Annotated in this window: 15 protein-coding genes; 1 reads left to right on the top strand and 14 read right to left on the bottom strand. The window is 63.8% G+C overall.

The genetic code is table 11. The annotated features are described in order from the left end of the window. Positions 1 to 977: 977 nt before the first annotated feature. The 12 genes from gspD to AC1Q6I_RS01960 form a co-directional block, all read right to left on the bottom strand. A complete protein-coding gene (gene gspD, locus AC1Q6I_RS02015) occupies positions 978 to 3,200 on the bottom strand; it encodes a type II secretion system secretin GspD (protein ID WP_024076404.1) in 2,223 nt (740 codons plus the stop codon). Then, the gene (locus AC1Q6I_RS02010) at positions 3,197 to 3,721 is read right to left on the bottom strand and encodes a type II secretion system protein, XpsN-like (RefSeq protein WP_024076405.1); all 525 of its coding nucleotides are present in this window, start codon (positions 3,719 to 3,721) and stop codon (positions 3,197 to 3,199) included. The genes gspD and AC1Q6I_RS02010 overlap by 4 nt, the downstream gene beginning before the upstream one ends. After that, positions 3,718 to 4,329, bottom strand: a complete 612-nt coding sequence (gene gspM, locus AC1Q6I_RS02005) for a type II secretion system protein GspM (protein WP_102625079.1) — start codon at positions 4,327 to 4,329, stop codon at positions 3,718 to 3,720. Before gspM ends, AC1Q6I_RS02010 begins: the two co-directional genes overlap by 4 nt. Further along, entirely contained in the window at positions 4,304 to 5,347 is a 1,044-nt protein-coding gene (locus AC1Q6I_RS02000) for a PilN domain-containing protein (RefSeq protein WP_102625080.1), read from the bottom strand. Before AC1Q6I_RS02000 ends, gspM begins: the two co-directional genes overlap by 26 nt. Next, complete coding sequence (locus AC1Q6I_RS01995; protein ID WP_024076408.1) at positions 5,344 to 6,069, bottom strand: hypothetical protein; 726 nt, start codon at positions 6,067 to 6,069, stop codon at positions 5,344 to 5,346. Before AC1Q6I_RS01995 ends, AC1Q6I_RS02000 begins: the two co-directional genes overlap by 4 nt. After that, positions 6,066 to 6,695 carry a type II secretion system protein GspJ gene (locus AC1Q6I_RS01990; protein WP_102625081.1) on the bottom strand — a complete coding sequence of 210 codons (630 nt, stop codon included), beginning with the start codon at positions 6,693 to 6,695 and terminating at the stop codon, positions 6,066 to 6,068. Before AC1Q6I_RS01990 ends, AC1Q6I_RS01995 begins: the two co-directional genes overlap by 4 nt. Next, positions 6,692 to 7,060 (bottom strand): type II secretion system protein, encoded by a 369-nt coding sequence (locus tag AC1Q6I_RS01985; protein ID WP_069076602.1) that lies wholly within the window; start codon positions 7,058 to 7,060, stop codon positions 6,692 to 6,694. The genes AC1Q6I_RS01990 and AC1Q6I_RS01985 overlap by 4 nt, the downstream gene beginning before the upstream one ends. Continuing rightward, positions 7,057 to 7,488 carry a type II secretion system protein gene (locus AC1Q6I_RS01980; RefSeq protein WP_069076601.1) on the bottom strand — a complete coding sequence of 144 codons (432 nt, stop codon included), beginning with the start codon at positions 7,486 to 7,488 and terminating at the stop codon, positions 7,057 to 7,059. The genes AC1Q6I_RS01985 and AC1Q6I_RS01980 overlap by 4 nt, the downstream gene beginning before the upstream one ends. A 9-nt stretch (positions 7,489 to 7,497) precedes the next feature. Then, a complete protein-coding gene (gene gspG, locus AC1Q6I_RS01975) occupies positions 7,498 to 7,923 on the bottom strand; it encodes a type II secretion system major pseudopilin GspG (RefSeq protein ID WP_069076600.1) in 426 nt (141 codons plus the stop codon). A 20-nt stretch (positions 7,924 to 7,943) separates the two neighbouring features. Continuing rightward, positions 7,944 to 9,146, bottom strand: a complete 1,203-nt coding sequence (gspF, locus tag AC1Q6I_RS01970; RefSeq protein WP_102625082.1) for a type II secretion system inner membrane protein GspF — start codon at positions 9,144 to 9,146, stop codon at positions 7,944 to 7,946. After that, the gene (gene gspE / locus AC1Q6I_RS01965; RefSeq protein WP_102625083.1) at positions 9,143 to 10,873 is read right to left on the bottom strand and encodes a type II secretion system ATPase GspE; all 1,731 of its coding nucleotides are present in this window, start codon (positions 10,871 to 10,873) and stop codon (positions 9,143 to 9,145) included. The genes gspF and gspE overlap by 4 nt, the downstream gene beginning before the upstream one ends. Before the next feature lie 155 nt (positions 10,874 to 11,028). Further along, entirely contained in the window at positions 11,029 to 11,253 is a 225-nt protein-coding gene (locus AC1Q6I_RS01960; protein ID WP_041160973.1) for a hypothetical protein, read from the bottom strand. Positions 11,254 to 11,760: 507 nt separating this feature from the next. On the opposite strand from AC1Q6I_RS01960, the gene AC1Q6I_RS01955 reads away from it, so the two are divergent. Next, a complete protein-coding gene (locus AC1Q6I_RS01955; protein WP_102625084.1) occupies positions 11,761 to 14,511 on the top strand; it encodes a beta-glucosidase in 2,751 nt (916 codons plus the stop codon). A 496-nt stretch (positions 14,512 to 15,007) separates the two neighbouring features. Here AC1Q6I_RS01955 and AC1Q6I_RS01950 read toward each other — a convergent pair whose 3' ends face one another. Both AC1Q6I_RS01950 and AC1Q6I_RS01945 read right to left on the bottom strand, forming a co-directional pair. Beyond that, positions 15,008 to 15,622, bottom strand: coding sequence for a TetR/AcrR family transcriptional regulator (locus AC1Q6I_RS01950; RefSeq protein ID WP_024076417.1), 615 nt, complete (start codon positions 15,620 to 15,622; stop codon positions 15,008 to 15,010). A gap of 62 nt (positions 15,623 to 15,684) precedes the next feature. Beyond that, a complete protein-coding gene (locus tag AC1Q6I_RS01945; protein ID WP_102625085.1) occupies positions 15,685 to 16,725 on the bottom strand; it encodes a LacI family DNA-binding transcriptional regulator in 1,041 nt (346 codons plus the stop codon). Positions 16,726 to 16,729 lie beyond the last annotated feature (4 nt).

Below are 16,729 nucleotides of genomic sequence, written 5' to 3'. Positions count from 1 at the left end.
AACATACGTTGAGCTCCCTTCCAACGATTCTGCCGCGGGGCTATCACCCGGTTATGGCGCGCAGAATCTGAATCACGCTGGGTACCATCCGAGGTCAGGGGTAGGCTGTTGCGATCAAACATAACGGAATGGGTTTTGAAAATATAATGCTGTTTTGGTATAAGCTAATATTCTCTAATTTTATTATTTTTTAGTTTTTTTATTCATATAAATAATGTCTTTTGAGATAGGCCTTTAGCTCAGACCCAGGCCTACCTGATGTACGCAGATCCAAATGTGGGAGGGGCGGTGCGACGATTCGACTTGCCCCCGATAGCTGTGGGTCAGCCACAGATGCACCAACTGACACGCCCTCATCGGGGCACGGGTATCTACACCACTTTTCAGATCCTGACAAATCTCCCTGTGGCGAGCGGGCTTGTCCCGCGTTGGGCTGCGAAGCAGCCCCAAAACCAGCCTCTACAGAGTGTCTGATACACCGCGTTCTTCTTTACTGGGGCCGCTACGCAGCCCAACGCGGGACAAGCCCGCTCGCCACAACAGCCCTATCTGCCGGGCGCTCAACGTTGTACCAGCCAACAGTAACCACGAGGCGAAGCGAGCCGCCCTTGATCTTGCTTTTGATCTCAGGCGCCCCGTTAAACCACGCTGGCCGCAATTCGATAGTGATTTGGGGGGTAAACCGGCAGGGATGCCGGTTTAGCCGCCCCGCGCCATGGATGGCGCGTGGCGGCGGCCCCCCAAATCACTGTCGGATTACGGGCACACCGAGCCTAGGCGAGGTGCCGAGTGGTGGGGCAAGAGCCCTTTTGGTTACTTTTGGCTGGGCCGGCATCCCGGGCTCTTTTCCAAAAGTGACCCGCTGTAAGAGCGGAACCCTAAGTCGCCGTTACCGCAGCAACGGATATGTACTCGATCTGATCCAACATCCTGGTCGGCTGTCAGGCCGCCATCGGGGGCAAGCCCCCTCCCACATTTCAGTTAGCCGGCTTCAACAACTGCATCTGCTGGCGATAATCATCCGTCACCTGCCGCGCCTGGCTGCTGCTGGTAATCACCCTGGGCGTAATCAGCACAATCAACTCCGTGCGGTCCTTGGACTTGCTGGTATTGCCAAACAACCAGCGCAACCCCGGAATCTTCCCAAGGTAAGGCACCGCACTGACGCTCTCTGCGTTGTCCTGCTTGATCAAACCGCCCAGCAACACCGTTTGCCCACTCTGCACCGCGACCTGGGTCGATACCGAGCGCGTGGAGATACGCGGGTTGGCCTGGGTGTCGTTGCTGGACGCCTGCTGGTCCTGGGCATCGCTGACCTGCTGCTGAATATCCATGTACACCAAACCACCCGGATTAATCCGTGGCACGACGTCGAGGATCACCCCAGTCTGCACATATTCAACACTGCTCAACGTGGTGTCGGAGGTGCCGGTGTTGACCGTGGTCTGGCTGATCGGGATGTTGTCGCCCACCTGGATCTGCGCCGGCTGGTTGTTCATCACCACCAGCGACGGCGCTGACAGCACCTGGGTGCGGCCGTTGGTTTCGAGGGCGTGCAGGGCCACTTGCAGGTTGGAGCTGACGAAGGAATAGAACAACGAATCCGTCGCCCCCAACCCTGCCCCGCCGCCGCCCAAGGCGCCTTGGCTGCCGGCGGCGTTGCCCACGGTGGTGCTGGTGGAATTGCCCGCCAGGCGACCGAGGTACCACTGCACACCAAGGTCCAGTTCACCCGTGAGCTTGACCTCGAGGATGCGCGTTTCGATCTGCACTTGCAGCGGTGGGTTGTCGAGGCGCTTGATCGCCGATTCGATCTCTTTCCACTGCACCGGGCGCGTGCGCACCAGCAGTTGGTTACTGCTTTTTTGCGCGGTGATGCGGGTGCCGGCGTCGAGGCTTTTGGCCGGGGCGTCTTCGCTCGCGCCCTGCTCGGCGTTGTCCTGCTCGGCTTCGGGTGCCTGCTCGTCATCCTCCGCAGGCGGCTGGTTGCTATTGAGGTTGTTGCTCAGGCCACCCGGCGTGCTGCCGGAGGTGCTGTTGGTGCCCGCCGAGGACAAGGTCGCGGTGCGCAAACCAGGGGCGACCTTGGCCGGCGTGTCGTCCTTGATCGCGCCCGTGCCGTAGATCTGCCGCAGGTACTTGGCCAGGTCGGTGGCCTTCATGTTGCGCACGTCGTAGACATACATCTGCGGCTCGTTGCCGCCGCCCTCGTCGATGGTGTGAATCCAGTCGCCGACTTCGCTGAGGTACTGCGGCTGCGATGAGATCGCCACCACCGAGTTGGTCCGCTCGATGGGCAAAAAGCGCACCATGCCCGCCAGGGGCATGCCGCTGTCGGGGCCGAACATTTTTTGCAGCTCGGGCATCAGCTCGGCCACCGACGCGCGTTGCAGGCCGAACACGCCCACCGACATGCCCTTGAGCCAATCTACGTCGAAGGTGTCGATGGTGTCCTGGTAGTTGGCCAGTTCCTCGGGAGTGCCGGCCAGGCTCAGCACATTGCGCGCCGGGTCCACCAGCAGGAAGGCGTTCTCGCGAGCGAACGGCTTGAGCAGTTTCTGCATCTCGGTGGCCGAGATATAGCGCAGCGGAAACAGGCGTGCCGACAGGCCGCTGGAGGGTTGTGACACGCGCATCTCCGGCACCAGCTTGCCCGCTACCGCCTGGTTGGCCGGCAGGATCACATAGCGGTTGCCCTGCTTGATCATCGCGTTGTCGGTCCACGACAGCAGGGTCTCCAGAATCGACAAGGCCTGCTGCTTGTTCACCGGCTTGGAGGTGGAAAAGCTGACATTGCCCTTCACACCCTGGGCGATGCTGTAGTTCTCGTGCAGCAGGTCGCCCATCACGCTGTTGATCACGGCTTCGATCGGCTGGTCAGCGAAGTTGAAGACGATGTCGCCGCTGCCCTCCTCCTTGGCGGCCGAGACCGCGGCCGGTTGGCGCACGAACTGCTGGTTGCCACGTATCAACTGGCGCTGGGGCGGGGTTTTCGCCTGGGGTTGGCCGCTGTCGACCGGGGCCTGTTCGCTGGCCGGGTCCACGGGCGGGCGCTGCGAACCGGTGCCCTGCATCGCCTCATGCAACAGGGCCTCGTCCGGGTCGAGATGCTCAGGGAATGTGCCGCAGCCACCGAGGGAAACGGCGGTGGCCAGGCAGAACACGGTGGTGCGCAAGGCGCCAGGGAAGGTATCGATCAAGGGGTGGACTCGTGAGGAAGGGTAATCGGGGCGGTGGTGGACGGCGGCGGCAAACGCAGGGCACGCAGGCTCAGGGTTTGCGTGCGACCGTCGAGTACAAAGCGCGCATCGCGGGGCGTGAGGTGTTCCAGGCGCCAGCCATTGGGCAGGGTCTGGCCCTGGTGGACCTTGAGCGGTGGGCCATCGGCACGCTTGAGCAGCGCCACGCGCAGGTCGCCGTCGAGGACGATACCGGTCAGCACCAGGCTCGACAGGCTGGAGACGGCCGCCTGGCCCACCGCACGGTCAGGGCTGCGGTCGGGGCTGAACAGCGGTGCTTGCCAGGTGCCGGCCAGGCTTTCGAGGGTCGCGCTCGGTGCCACCAGTACCTTGGCGGCGGTATTGGCGCGCGCATCGGGGGCCGGCGCCGGCAACCACTGCGGCGCATCGCCGATGCTGCTGAGGATGCCGACCATCAGCAGGCCCAGCAGCCCGGCCACACCGAGCAACAGCCATTCCAGGGGACGCAATGCATTGATCATCGCTGCACCTGCCGGGCGGCGGCCGGTTGCAGGTAACCGCGCACCAACAGGTGCACCACCAATTGTCCGGCGCCGCCGCTGGCCGGCGCGTTCGGCGGGCGGCGGATGCTCATCTCGTCGACAAACAGAAATGGCCGCTGGTACTCCAGTTCATGCAGGATCGCGGTCAACGGCTCGATGGCGCAGTTGAGGGTCAGGCTGACCTTGACCTGGCGATAGGGCTCGGCGTCGTCCTGCTCCGGGGTGATGGGCATGCGCTGGGTCAGGCTGCAACCGCCACCGAGGCCGGCGCGGCTGTTGATCAGGTCGGCGATGCGCTGCATCAGGTCCGCCGCCACCGCACTGGGGTCGTCGCCGGGCAACAGGCTGGTGCTGCTGGCCGGGTCCTGCCGCGCTTGCTCCAGCTGTTGGCGCAGGCTCTCGCCCTGGCGCAACACACCGGCGTAGCGTTGCTGCTGTTCACGCAATTGCTCGGCCTGCTCGCCCATGCTGCGCAGGGGGCCGGCGAACCAGCTGTCGATCAACAGCCAGTAACCGGCGCCGAGCACCAGGGCCAGGGCGATCAGGGCCGCGCCACGGCGTTCACGGGGTGTCAGTGGTCGGCGCATCGGCGGCCTCCTGGTGCAGGTGGGCGCGCAAGGAAAACTGATCCTTGCCGGTTTGCGCATCGGGTTGGATCACCCCTTCGAACTGGGCGTTTTCCAGGCTGTGGCAGGCCTTGATCCGGGTGATCAGCGCACTGGCCTTGGCGCTTTGCCCGGAGAAGGACACATCGGCGCCGTCGTTGACTTCCAACTGGTCGAGCCAGGTGTCCGACGGCAGGCACGCGGTCAGCTCGTTGAGCAGCGCCGCCAGCGGCGGTTGAGCGGCCTTGCGGCGAATCAGGTACTGGGCGGCGCCACGGGTATTGAGCAGTTGCTGGCGCAGGGCCTGGATCTCGGCGACCTGGGCTCTCTGCTCGCGCACACTGTGCTGCATGGCATCGAGCACGCGCTGGCGGTCGTTGAGCCACAACAGCATCGCCGCAATCACCAAGGCGCCGCACAACCACGGCAGGCTGCGTTGCAGGCCCTTGCCCTGGGGGCGCTGGCGCGGGCGCAATGGCGCCGGCAGCAAGTCGATGCCCATGGGGTTGCCTGCGCTATCGGCGACATCCACGGCATGGGGCTGCAAGCCGAGGGCGCTGCAGTCGATGAGGATCTGGTCGAGGCGCTCACGCAGGATCGCTACCAGCGTGACATGCAGGTGGCTGGGGGTGCGGCGTTCCTGGCGCGCGACAAAGTACAACTGGGCGGCGTCGAACGGCGTGAAGCGGTCCAGTTCATAGCCGACCACCGTCGACAGGTTGCGCGCCGCCGCCGGAGGCAATTGCAGGGTTTGCACCAGCACTGTTTCCGGCGGCAGCACCAGCACCTGACGCGCTTCGCCAGGGCGCTTTTCGACCGCCGCGGTCAACGGCCAGGCGTAGACACGCTCGGGGATATCGGCGAACGACAACCACGCCGGCAGGCAGCCACGCAGCTCCTTGAGCCACAGGCGCCAGCCCAGTTGCAGCAGGCTGCCGCGCCAGCGCTGGGTGATGGGCTGTGCCAGCGCCTGAAGCCGCGCGGTTAGCTGTTCGTTCATTCTTGCCAACGTAGGACTCGATAAGGTTGTGCGCTGCCTTGCGCGGGGCTCAATAACACGGTGGCTTGCACCTGGGCGTGGTAACCGCCGGGGCGTTGTGCGCGACTGCTGACCACCAGCACGTCGCCGGGATCGGCACCCACCGCACTCGGGTGCGGCAGGTTCAGCGCGCGGCGCATCACGGCACTGGCAAATGCCGGATCAGGCCGGTCCAGGCCACTCCACAGGCTGATCTCGGGCACCAGTTCGCTGTACAGCGCCTGGGTCATGCCCGGCAGCTGGCGCACTTCTTCCACCACCCGAAACGGCGCCAGGCCCTGGTTGCGGCGTACTTCCAAGGCTCTGGCAAGCTGCTTGGCCTGGGCCTGGGTCGCACCGCAGGCCAGGGCCAGGCGGGCGAAATCGCCCACTTCGGCGCTGTTCAAATACAACTTGCCGCGCTCGCTGTGCAGGCTGACGCGCAGCTGCGCATCGTCGAACACCAGCGCGATTTCACGCCCGTCGGCAATCCACTGCTTGCGCTGCAACGGGTCCGCGACGGCCTGCATCGCCAGCGCCACCCCGGCCTCGGCGGCCAGCACCGCCTGGGTGTGTTGGCGGTGCCAGGCGGCCTGGCGCGTTTCCAATTGCACCCAGCCGGCCAGGCCGCCCAACAACAGGCTGAGCAAGGCCAGCACCCACAGCACCAGCAGCAGGGCCACACCGCGTTGATGCTTGATCATTCGGGCGCCCCGCCGGACAGGTTCAGGCGCAAGGCAACCACCTGGGTCACCCATGGCACCGGCCCATTCACCCGCGCGTCAATCCGCACCGCGTATGGCAGGCGCTTGGTCCACGGCCACGTACTGATCCAGCCGGTGGCCTGGCCCTTGGGCGACACGCCGCGATAGCTGAATTGCAGATCCTCGACATCCTTCAACAACACTTGCGGCTCACTGCGCGAGGCCGGGACGCTGACTTGCGCCGCGGACTCAAACCGTGCGAACGCCACCTGCAAGTCGCGCTGCGATTCAGGCCCCACCAACTGCAAGGTGAAGCGCTGAATCCCGCCACCGAGCACACCCGGCAAGGTCGCGACAAATTGCATGCGCTGGGGGCCACCGGCAAAAAAGCCATCGGTCTGGCTGTCGTCCTCGGTCACATCCAACGGCAACGCCTCGCTGATGGCGGTGCGTAAAAACTGTTGCGCGGCGCGCATTTCATCCAGGCTGACCGTGTAGCGCTGGGCCTTGAGCACGGCGCGATTGGCGCCCAGCAAGGCGCCGCCGACCAGGGTCAGCAACACCCCGAGCAGGCTGAGAACGATCATGATCTCAAGCAAGGTGAAGCCCTGCTGACGCGCCCTCACAAACCAGCCCCGAGGCCGGCAGCGCGCAGTTTCAAGGTGCTGAAACTGGCACGGCGCGGGCCTTCGCTGACGGTGAGATCCAGGCGAAACAGATGCGCCTGGCCAACGCGGCTGGGCTGTTGGGCGATGCGCAGTTGCCAGGCGATACCGTCCAACTCGCCCTGGCGTATGCCGCTGGCCAAAGGCCCGGTGCCTTCCTGATCCATCACACTCAAGGCCGCATGAGTCAGGCGGTCGCTGTGGGACACCTGCAACAACGAGCGCGCGCTCTGGCCGAAGGCGACCAGCAGCACCGTGCTACAGATCGCCATCAGCGTCAGCGCGGCGAGCATTTCCAGCAAGGTAAAACCCGCCTGGCGCTTCATGGCAGCGCCTTGGACTGCACGCTGCCGGTCAGCCAGCCGATGTCGATGCGCCAACGCCGACTGCCGTTGGCCAGCAACACATGGCCCCCCGTGGAACTGCCATCGGGATAGAAATCCACTGCCGCGCCGGCTTGCTCGGCGGTGTGCAGGGTCACTTGCAGCCCGGCCGGCCAATACTTTTTCGGACGGCCCGGCGCCTGCACGCTGAGGTTGCGCAAATCGAACACGGTGCTTTCGGTGGTGCCGCTGACAATCGCCCGCGCCCGCGTGCTGCGCAATGCCTCGACCACCTGCCCGACGGCCTGGCGTTCTTTGGCGGCGCGCAGGCCTTGTTGCAGGCCAAACCCGACCAAACCGGCCGCGATGCTGATCAAGACGATCACCACCAGCATTTCCAGCAGGGTAAAGCCGCGTTGGGCGTTGGCCATGGTCGTGGGTTATTCCCAGTTGCCCAGGTCGGCGCTGTAGCCTTCGCCGCCGGGCTGGCCGTCCTGGCCGTAGAAAATCAGGTCGAACGCACCGTGCTCACCCGGGAAGCGGTAGCCGAAGGCATGACCGAACGGGTCCTTGAGGTCTGACGGCTTGGCGTACGGCCCGGCCCAACCGGCGCTGTTGCCCGGCTTGTCGACCAGTTGCTGCAGGGTCTTGGGCGGCGAGCCAACGTCCAGGCCGTAGCTTTCGATCTTCATGCTCAAGCTGGCCAGTTGGGCCTTGCCCGCGCCGTACTTGCCCTTGTCCACGTTGCCGCCGACCTGGCGGACCACGATGGTCGCGACGATGCCCAGCAGCACGATCACCGCGAGCATTTCCAGCAAGGTAAAACCGCCCTGGCGGCGGGCGGACTTGAATCGGGTATGGCGCATCAGCGTGTTTCCTTAAGGGTTCATATATTGCTGGTCAGGCTCATCAGCGGCAGCATGATCGCCAGCATGATCACCGCCACCAGCACCGCCATGACCACGGTCAGGGACGGCACCAGCGCGGCGAGCAGGCGGTCGATGCCGCGTTTGGCTTCGACGTCGAACACCTCGGCGACCTTGAGCAGCATGCTGTCGAGTTCGCCGGCCTGTTCGCCGACTTCAATCATTTGCAACGCCAGATCGGGCAACAGCGGCTCGCTGCCGAAAGCGCTGGCCAGGGTGCCGCCGCCTTTGACCGACTCGGCGGCCTGGGCGACCTGGGCTTGCAGGGCGCGGTTGGTGCAGACCTGGCGGGCAATCACCAGCGCTTGCAGCAGCGCCACACCGTTGCTGAGCAGCGTGCCGAGGGTGCGGGCCAAGCGGGCGGCTTCGACCCGTTGCAGCAGCGGGCCGATGATGCGGATGCCCAGCACGCGGCGGTCATAGCGTTCGCGGCGCTGGGGGTCGCGTAGACGTGCGGCCAGGGCCCATGCGACGACAATCAACCCGGCCAGCACCACCAGGCCGTAGGCCCCGAGGAATTGGCCAAGGCCCAGGATCACCTCGGTGATCAGCGGAATCGGCACACCCAGATCCTTGAAGATCGGCACGAACTGCGGCACCACGTAGGCCAGCAGCAAGGCCAGCGAACCGAGCACGCCGACCACCAGAAAGGCCGGGTAGATCAACGCGTTGATCACTTCGCCCCTGAGTAACTGGCTGCGTTCCAGGTAATCGCTGAGCTGGCGCAGGGTGTCTTCGAGGGCGCCGCCCGCCTCACCGGCGCGGACCATACTCAAGTACAGCGGCGAGAATTGACTGCCCTCCGCCTCTAGCGCCTTGGATAACGGCTGGCCGGCCTTGACCTGTTCGCGGATGCGCTCGATCAACGCGCGGGTCTGCGGCTGGCCAGGCTGCTTGAGCAGGATGCCCAGGGAACGCTCCAGCGGCTGACCGGCGCCCAATAGGGTGGCCAACTGTTGCGTGAAACTGACCAGCGCCGCGCCGTTCAACTGGCCCCGGCCGAAGGCCTTGCGCAGGCCCTGGGCGCCCGCCACCTCGATCTGCAACAGCAACAAGCCGCGCTTGTGCAGCGCGGCGACGGCGGCGTCCTGGTCCTTGGCTTCGAGGGTGCCGTTTTGCGCCTGGCCCTGGCCGTCGAGGGCACGGTATTTGAACAGGCTCATGCGCCCTCTCCACGGGTGACGCGCAGCACTTCTTCAAGGGAGGTGACACCCGCCACGGCCTGGCGCAGGCCTTCTTCATGCAAGGTGCGCAGGCCGCCACGGCGGGCGGCCTGTTCGAGGGTGGCGGCGTCGGCCTGGCGCATCAGCAGGCTGCGCAGCTCGTCGTTCATCACCAGCAGTTCGGTGATCGCACTGCGGCCGTGGTAACCACCGCCCGGCGCATCGGCGCGGGGGCGATAGAGCAGGATCGGGCGCAGCTCGGTAAACCGATCCAGGCCGTGCTCGGCGATCAATTCCGCAGGGGCTTCGAAGGCTTCGCGGGTGGCCGGGTCCAGGCGTCGCACCAGGCGCTGGGCGAGGATGCCGTTGACGGTCGAGGCAATCAGGTAGCTTTCGACGCCCATGTCGAGCAAGCGCGTGATACTCGCGGCCGCGCTGTTGGTGTGCAGGGTCGAGAGCACCAGGTGGCCGGTGAGGGACGACTGGATGGCGATGCGGCAGGTTTCCAGGTCGCGGATTTCACCGATCATGATCACGTCCGGGTCCTGGCGCACGATGGAGCGCAGCGCACCGGCGAAGTCCAGGCCGATGGCCGGCTTGACCTGAATCTGGTTGATGCCTTCAAGCTGGTATTCCACCGGGTCTTCGACGGTGATGATCTTGCGCTCGGCGGTATTGAGCCGTGACAACGCGGTGTACAGGGTGGTGGTCTTGCCCGAGCCGGTGGGCCCGGTGACCAGCAGGATGCCGTGGGGCCGCTCGAGCACTTCGAGGAAGGTTTCCAGGCGCTGGCCATCAAAGCCCAGGCTCTGGAAATCGAATTGCACGGTCTGGCGGTCGAGCAAACGCATGACCACCGATTCGCCAAAACTGGTGGGCACCGTGGACACCCGCAAGTCCAGCTCCTTGCCCTGGATGCGCAGCATGATGCGCCCGTCCTGGGGCAGGCGCCGCTCGGCGATGTCCAGGCGCGCCATGATCTTCACCCGCGAAATCACCGCCGCCGAAGAACTGGACGGCGGGGCTTCGGCTTCGTGCAGCACGCCGTCGATGCGGTAGCGCACCTTGAGCTGGTTTTCGAAGGGTTCGATATGAATATCCGAGGCACGATGTTCCACCGCGCGCTGCAGGATCAGGTTGACCAGGCGAATCACCGGCGCTTCGGAGGCCATGTCCTTGAGGTGTTCGATGTCTTCCAGGGCACTGCCCTGCTCGTCGAGGTTTTCGATCAGGGTGCCCATGGCCGAACGGCCCTGGCCGTAGTAGCGCTCGATCAGGGTTTCGACTTCGTTGCGCGGGCCCACGGCCAGCCACACGGGTACGCCGCAGGCATAGGCGATGGCCTGGAACGGGTAGACCAGCGACGGGTTGGCCGCCAGTACCCGCAGGCCGCCCTGGCTCCAGCCCACGGGCACCACCTGGTAGTGGTGCATGAAGCGTTCGGTCAATACCGGCAACGGATCAAGCAGCGGCGGCGCCGCATCGGCCAGCAGCAGCGGTGCGCCGAGCAGGTCCGCCCAGGCACGGGCCAGTTCCACTTCCGAGACCAGCCCTAAACGTGTGAGCAGGCCGAGCAACTCGGCATCGCCGCCCTCCTGGGACAGGCGCCGGGCGCGCTCCAGGTCAACGGTTTTCAACCCAGCGTGTTGCATCAGCCACGCGCAGACCTGTTCGGTGTGCGGGATGTGCAGTTGGCAGGCATCGATGGGCGTTGAGGAACTGGGCATGGGTGACTATCTGAAGGGCGATGTTCTAAAGGGCGTTGGGAAACCCTTGTGGGAGGGGGCTTGCCCCCGATAGCGGTGGGCCAGCTGCCGTATGCGCCGGCTGATACACCGTTATCGGGGGCAAGCCCCCTCCCACAAGGGACCGCGTTTCCCCGTTAGTTCGAGGTCTTCGGCGCGGCCTGGCTGCTGTTCAGCGGCCGCCCGCCTTTGGTGGTTTCGGTCTTCTGCTTCTTGGCCGCCTTGGCATCGTGGCTCTGGGTCAGCACGGTGGAATCGGCGGCGCCTGACTTGGCATCCGCGTCGGTGGCATCAGCCGCCATCACCGCACCACTTAGCGCAACGCCCAATACAACACCGGCACCCAACAGGGAAATCTTCATCAACTTTCTCCAGATCAAAAACAGCAAATAGCCCAAGTGGCGCCTTGAACTCGATCAAGACCCTACACCAAAGCGTTGTGTATGACAGCTTGTGTAAACATGGCACTTTAGAACCATCGAGCAATGCCACTAGTTAGCCATGCCAGGATGTTTTTTGTTAAACCAATCGACTGGTAGGTTTAGTCTTAGTTCCAGAACGTAAGAAATTATTTCTTATTTCACGCAAAAATTAGCTTTCGTTTGACTTACAAGCGCAAGAATTGCCTTAATTATGCCGTTTTCGCGGTTCAAAATGCCATCCCGTGATATCGCTTAGACACTACCCACAACAATAACCAATACAATTATTAAACTTATAAAACTGCGAATTTCGCCAAATAGTTGCAATTAGCCATCGGTTAAAAATTGCGATCACGGGCAACTTTTGCCCAGAAAAAAGTGACGAGGTGCAGTGCAATACGCACTTCTCGGCGCGCCATGTTTACTGAACTGTTGTCGGAGAGTCCCATGAATAAACGCAAAATGATCGGTGCACAGTCGGCATTCGCCCTGCTGGCACTGGCCGTGTCCCAGGTGCATGCGGCCACCAGCCCCGCCCTGGATGAAGGCCGGGTAAGCCGCGCGGAAAAAGCCGCGGACAAGACCCTGGCGAAGATGACGATGGAAGAAAAACTCGCCTACATCGGCGGCACCGGAGGCTGGGACGTCAAGCCACTGACCCAGTACGGCATCCCGCAGATTCACGGCGCCGATGGCGGCGTGGGCGTGCGCTACACCAGCGAAGGCAATGCGCAGGGCGTGGTCTACCCGTCGGGGCCGAACCTGGCCGCCAGCTGGAACCCACGTCGCGCCATCGACCTGGGCCGTGCCCTGGGCTATGACACCGCCAGTGGCGGCTATCAGTTCGTCACCGGCCCAGGCGTGAACCTCTACCGCATGCCGTACAGCGGCCGGGCGTTCGAGTACTTGTCCGGTGAAGATCCGTTCCTGGGCGCCAGCCTGGGGCCGGCGGTGATCAACGGCATTCAGTCGCGTGGTGTGTGGGCCAACGCCAAGCATTTCGCCGCCAACGACCAGGAAAGCAACCGCTTCCACCTCAATGAAATCATCAGCGAGCGCGTGCTGCGCGAGATGACCCTGCAGCCGTTCGAGTCCGCCTCGAAGAACAGCAAGGTCGCGATGATGATGTGCGCCTTCCAGCAGGTGAACGGCGAGTTCGCCTGCCAGAACAAGCACCTGATGCGTGACATCCTCAAGACCGAATGGGGCTACCCGGGGTTCGTGCAGAGCGACTACAACGCAGTGGTCAACGGCTTGCCGGCGGCACAGGCGGGTACCGACCTGGACATGATGGGCTACCAGATGAACAGCACCATCCTCAAGCCGTACCTGGACAGCGGCGAGCTGAGCAGCGCGACCATCGATGACAAGGTGCGCCGCATCCTCAAGCAGATCTACCTGTACAAGTTCGACAGCAAGGCGCCGCTGACCAGCCACAACATGAACAGTGCTACCAGCAACCGCGTGGCCCTGAACGCTGCCCGCGAAGGCATCGTGCTGCTGAAAAACCAGCACAGCCTGCTGCCGCTGGACGCCAAAAAGGTCAAGCGCATCGCCGTGGTCGGCACCCTGGCCAAGTACGCGCCACCTACCGGTTTTGGCAGCGCCAACGTCATGGCCGCCAACTACATCAGTGAGCTGAGCGGCTTGCAGCAACTGGCGCCGGGCGCCAAGGTCGAGTTCATCGACGGGCTGTCCCTGGACCCCGCCACCTCGACCTGGACCCATGCCGACAGCCATGGCAACCGCGTCAAAGGCTTGAAGACCGAGTTCTTCAGCAACACCAACTGGTCCGGCGACCCGGCCGCCAGCCGCACCGACACCCATGTCGACCTGGACTGGTCCACCGACAGCCTCCCAGTGAACGGCGATACCGCCGCCACCTCGATTCGCTACAGCGGCCAGATCACCCCGACGGTCAGCGGCGAGCAGGTGTTCAAGGTGCGTGCCGACGGCGCCGTGCGCCTCTACGTCAACGGCCAGAAAGTCCTCGACAACGGCGACGGCAAACCGCTGCCGAACAACAGTATTCCGCCGACCATTCCGGTGTTTGCCAAGGTCAACCTGGAAGCCGGCAAACCGGTCGACATCAAGCTGGAATATTCACGCCGCAACGGCTACCTGTCGACCATGGGCGGCCTGGTGGGCGTGCAGATGAGCTGGGCCTCGCTGGTGGCACCGCAGGACCTGGCCCAGTACGACGCGGTATTGGTCGCGGCCGGTAACAGCAATGAATACGAAGGCGAAGGCTTCGACCACAGTTTCGACCTGCCCGAGTACCAGAACCTGCTGATCCAGAGCATCGCCAAGGTCAACCCGAATACCGTGGTCACCCTGCACGGCGGTACCGGCTTGAAGATGAGCGACTGGATCGACCAGGTACCGGCCGCGCTGCATGCGTTCTACCCTGGGCAGAACGGCGGCCAGGCGTTGGCGGAGATCCTGCTGGGCAAGGTCAACCCGTCGGCCAAGCTGCCGATCAGCATCGAGCGCAACATCGAAGACAACCCGATCTACGCGACCTTCCCCAAGTTCGACAACCAGGAAACCCTGGCCGAGATGAGCTACAAGGACGACCTGTTCCTGGGCTATCGCGGCTACGAGAAAAAGGGCATCAAGCCGCTCTACCCGTTCGGCTACGGCTTGTCGTACACCACCTTCGGCTACAGCAACATCAGCGTGACCCCTGGGGTGGCGGTGGCCGGTGCGCCGATCAAGGTGTCGTTCGACCTGGCCAACACCGGCAAGGTCGCGGGCGCCGAAGTGGCCGAGTTGTACGTGGGCCAGAACAACCCGAAAGTCGAACGCGCGATCAAGGAACTCAAGGGCTACAAGAAAGTGTTCTTGAAGCCGGGCGAGAGCAAGCGCGTGACCATCGAGCTCAACGATCGCTCGCTGGCCTACTACGACGTGGCGAGCAAGCAATGGGTCGTGGATGCCGACAGCTTCAACCTGTCGGTGGGCGCGTCGTCCCAGGACATTCGCCTGAACGCCAAGCTGGTCAACCCGTTCCGCCAGGACCTGTCGACCACCACCAGCAACCCACTGCCGCGCTCGGCGCTCAACTCGACGCTGCGTGAATCGACGGTGAAGACCGGCGGTGTGCTGCATCAAAATGAAGGTGATAGCGGCACCAGCGACGGTGATGGCTATGACATGAGCGATGACAGCAGCCAGGGCAGTGCCACCGGTAACTGACCTCTGTGGGAGGGGCGGTGCGACGATTCGACTTGCCCCCGATGAGCATGGGTATCTACACAACGTTGTATTAGCCAACGGTAACCACGATGCGAAGCGAGCCGCCCTTGATCTTGCTTTAGATCTTGATCTTGATCTCAGGCGCCCCGTTAAACCACGCTGGCCGCAATTCGATAGTGATTTGGGGGGTAAACCGGCAGGGATGCCGGTTTAGCCGCCCCGCGCCATGGATGGCGCGTGGCGGCGGCCCCCCAAATCACTGTCGGATTGCGGGCACACCGAGCCTGGGCGAGGTGCCGAGTGGTGGGGCAAGAGCCCTTTGCTTACTTTGGGGCTTTTCCAAAGTGAGCCGCCGTAAGGGCGGAACCCTAAGTCGCCGTTACCGCAGCAACGGATATGTACCCGGTCCAATCCAAAAAAATAGTCGGCCCAGAGGCCGCCATCGGGGGCAAGTCGAATCGTCGCACCGCCCCTCCCACATTTGACTGTGTTCGACTCAAGTTCTGATGGCTGCCTCGACCCGCGCGATGTAGCTGTCAAACCGCGCCACCAGGTCCACCTGCTCCGGAAAGCGCAGCCACTGGATCTGCAAGCCGTCCATCATGGCCAGGATTTCTTCCACCAGCCCGGCGATGTCCACATCGCTGCGCACCTCCCCCGCTGCGACCAGGTCGGCAAACTGCCCCTGCATACGTTGCTGAATCGCCGCATAGCGCGCCTGGAACCAGGCCCAGGCCGGTTGGGTGTCGAGCAGGCTTTCGGCATTCAAGATGGTAAACGCGCGCACCACGCCCGGCGCGGTGGCGTTCGAACGGTTGATCGCGCGCAGGCTGCCGAGCAACCCGGTCAACGACTTTTCCGCGCGCACTTCATCGGCAATCCGTTGATTGACCTCGTCGCGACGTTGCAACACGCCCATCAATAATGAAATTTTGCTGGGGAAGTGATGCAGCACACCGGCCACGGAAATACCGACGATGGCCGCCACCTTGGCCACCGAAGCGCCGCTGTAACCCTCCAGGGAAAACACCTGCAAGGCCGCGTCCAACAGCTCTTCGCGGCGTTTTTCACCTTTGGGCGCGCGGCGGGTCTTGGGGGCAGGCTCGGTCATGGGGAGGTCCTTGTGGGCAGGCTTGCACCGTATCCAAATTGCCCCTGGGCCGCAAATAAAGCTCAGGCGCTTTCCCGTTCGATCAGGCGGCAGTCCAACAGGTTCAAACGCTGTACTTCATCCTCCACCGGCACGACCCCAAGGCTTTCCAGCACCCGCGTGGCCGCCAGCACACCGATTTCCAAGGCAGGCGGCTTGATGGTGCTGAGGCTCGGTAACAGCATCTCGGCAAACGGGTAATCGCCAAACCCGAGCACGGCGCAGTCCTGCGGGATCTTCAGCCCGGCACGCTGTCCCGCCAGCAAACCACCGGCGGCGAGGTTGTCATTGGCGAAGAAGATCGCGTCAGGCGGGGTGGCATGGCTCATCAGGGCTTCCATCGCCTGCTTGCCGGCCTCGAAAGGCGCGCGGTCGGCGTCCGGGGCGAAGACCCAGGGTTGTACACCCAGCTCGATCAGGGTCGCGGAAAACCCATCGCCCCGCTCCTGCGCGCTGAAGTCCCCCGTAGCGCTGTTCTGCACGAAGGCGATGCGCCGATAGCCCTTGCCATGCAGGTAGCGCGCGGCCGTGACGCCGACTGCGTAGTGGGAAAAACCGATCTGCAACGGCGCGCGGTCGGGCACGTAGTCCCAGGTTTCCACCACCGGAATATCGGCGTCGGCGATCATCTTGTCGGTGCCCGCGCTGTGGAAGCGGCTGGTCAGCACCAGCGCCGCCGGCGACCAACCGAGGAACGCGCGCACCGCGCTTTCTTCCTGCTCGGCGCTGAAGTAACTGGACGCCAGCAACAGCTGATACCCATGGCGACTGAGGGTGTCGCTGAAGCCCTGGATCGTGTTGGCGAATATCGGCCCCGAGATGTTCGGGATTACCATCGCCACGATCCGCCCCCGCGCCGACGCCAGCCCGCCAGCCACCAGGTTGGGCACATAACCCAGCTCGGCCACCACGTCGGCGATGCGTTCACGACGCTCGGGCGAGACCTGCTCCGGTTGGTTGAAATAGCGCGACACGGTGATTGCCGACACCCCGGCCTGGCGGGCCACGGTGTTCAAGGTGACGCGCCCGGCGCCACGGCGTTTGCGCGGTTTGTCTTCGCTCACGGGA

The sequence above is a fragment of the Pseudomonas sp. MPR-R2A5 genome (genome assembly GCF_058793055.1).
Note: the sequence above shows the minus strand (reverse complement) of the source record. Positions and strands in the feature narration are given on the sequence as shown.

What these genes read in the sequence shown, in the direction of transcription:
- AC1Q6I_RS01980 (WP_069076601.1), bottom strand. Translation starts at nt 7,488, where the DNA reads ATGGCCAACGCCCAACGCGGCTTTACCCTGCTGGAAATGCTGGTGGTG.
- AC1Q6I_RS01960 (WP_041160973.1), bottom strand. Translation starts at nt 11,253, where the DNA reads ATGAAGATTTCCCTGTTGGGTGCCGGTGTTGTATTGGGCGTTGCGCTA.
- AC1Q6I_RS01985 (WP_069076602.1), bottom strand. Translation starts at nt 7,060, where the DNA reads ATGAAGCGCCAGGCGGGTTTTACCTTGCTGGAAATGCTCGCCGCGCTG.
- AC1Q6I_RS01955 (WP_102625084.1), top strand. Translation starts at nt 11,761, where the DNA reads ATGAATAAACGCAAAATGATCGGTGCACAGTCGGCATTCGCCCTGCTG.
- AC1Q6I_RS01995 (WP_024076408.1), bottom strand. Translation starts at nt 6,069, where the DNA reads ATGATCAAGCATCAACGCGGTGTGGCCCTGCTGCTGGTGCTGTGGGTG.
- AC1Q6I_RS01950 (WP_024076417.1), bottom strand. Translation starts at nt 15,622, where the DNA reads ATGACCGAGCCTGCCCCCAAGACCCGCCGCGCGCCCAAAGGTGAAAAA.
- gspG (WP_069076600.1), bottom strand. Translation starts at nt 7,923, where the DNA reads ATGCGCCATACCCGATTCAAGTCCGCCCGCCGCCAGGGCGGTTTTACC.
- gspM (WP_102625079.1), bottom strand. Translation starts at nt 4,329, where the DNA reads ATGCGCCGACCACTGACACCCCGTGAACGCCGTGGCGCGGCCCTGATC.
- AC1Q6I_RS02010 (WP_024076405.1), bottom strand. Translation starts at nt 3,721, where the DNA reads ATGATCAATGCATTGCGTCCCCTGGAATGGCTGTTGCTCGGTGTGGCC.
- gspE (WP_102625083.1), bottom strand. Translation starts at nt 10,873, where the DNA reads ATGCCCAGTTCCTCAACGCCCATCGATGCCTGCCAACTGCACATCCCG.
- AC1Q6I_RS02000 (WP_102625080.1), bottom strand. Translation starts at nt 5,347, where the DNA reads ATGAACGAACAGCTAACCGCGCGGCTTCAGGCGCTGGCACAGCCCATC.
- gspF (WP_102625082.1), bottom strand. Translation starts at nt 9,146, where the DNA reads ATGAGCCTGTTCAAATACCGTGCCCTCGACGGCCAGGGCCAGGCGCAA.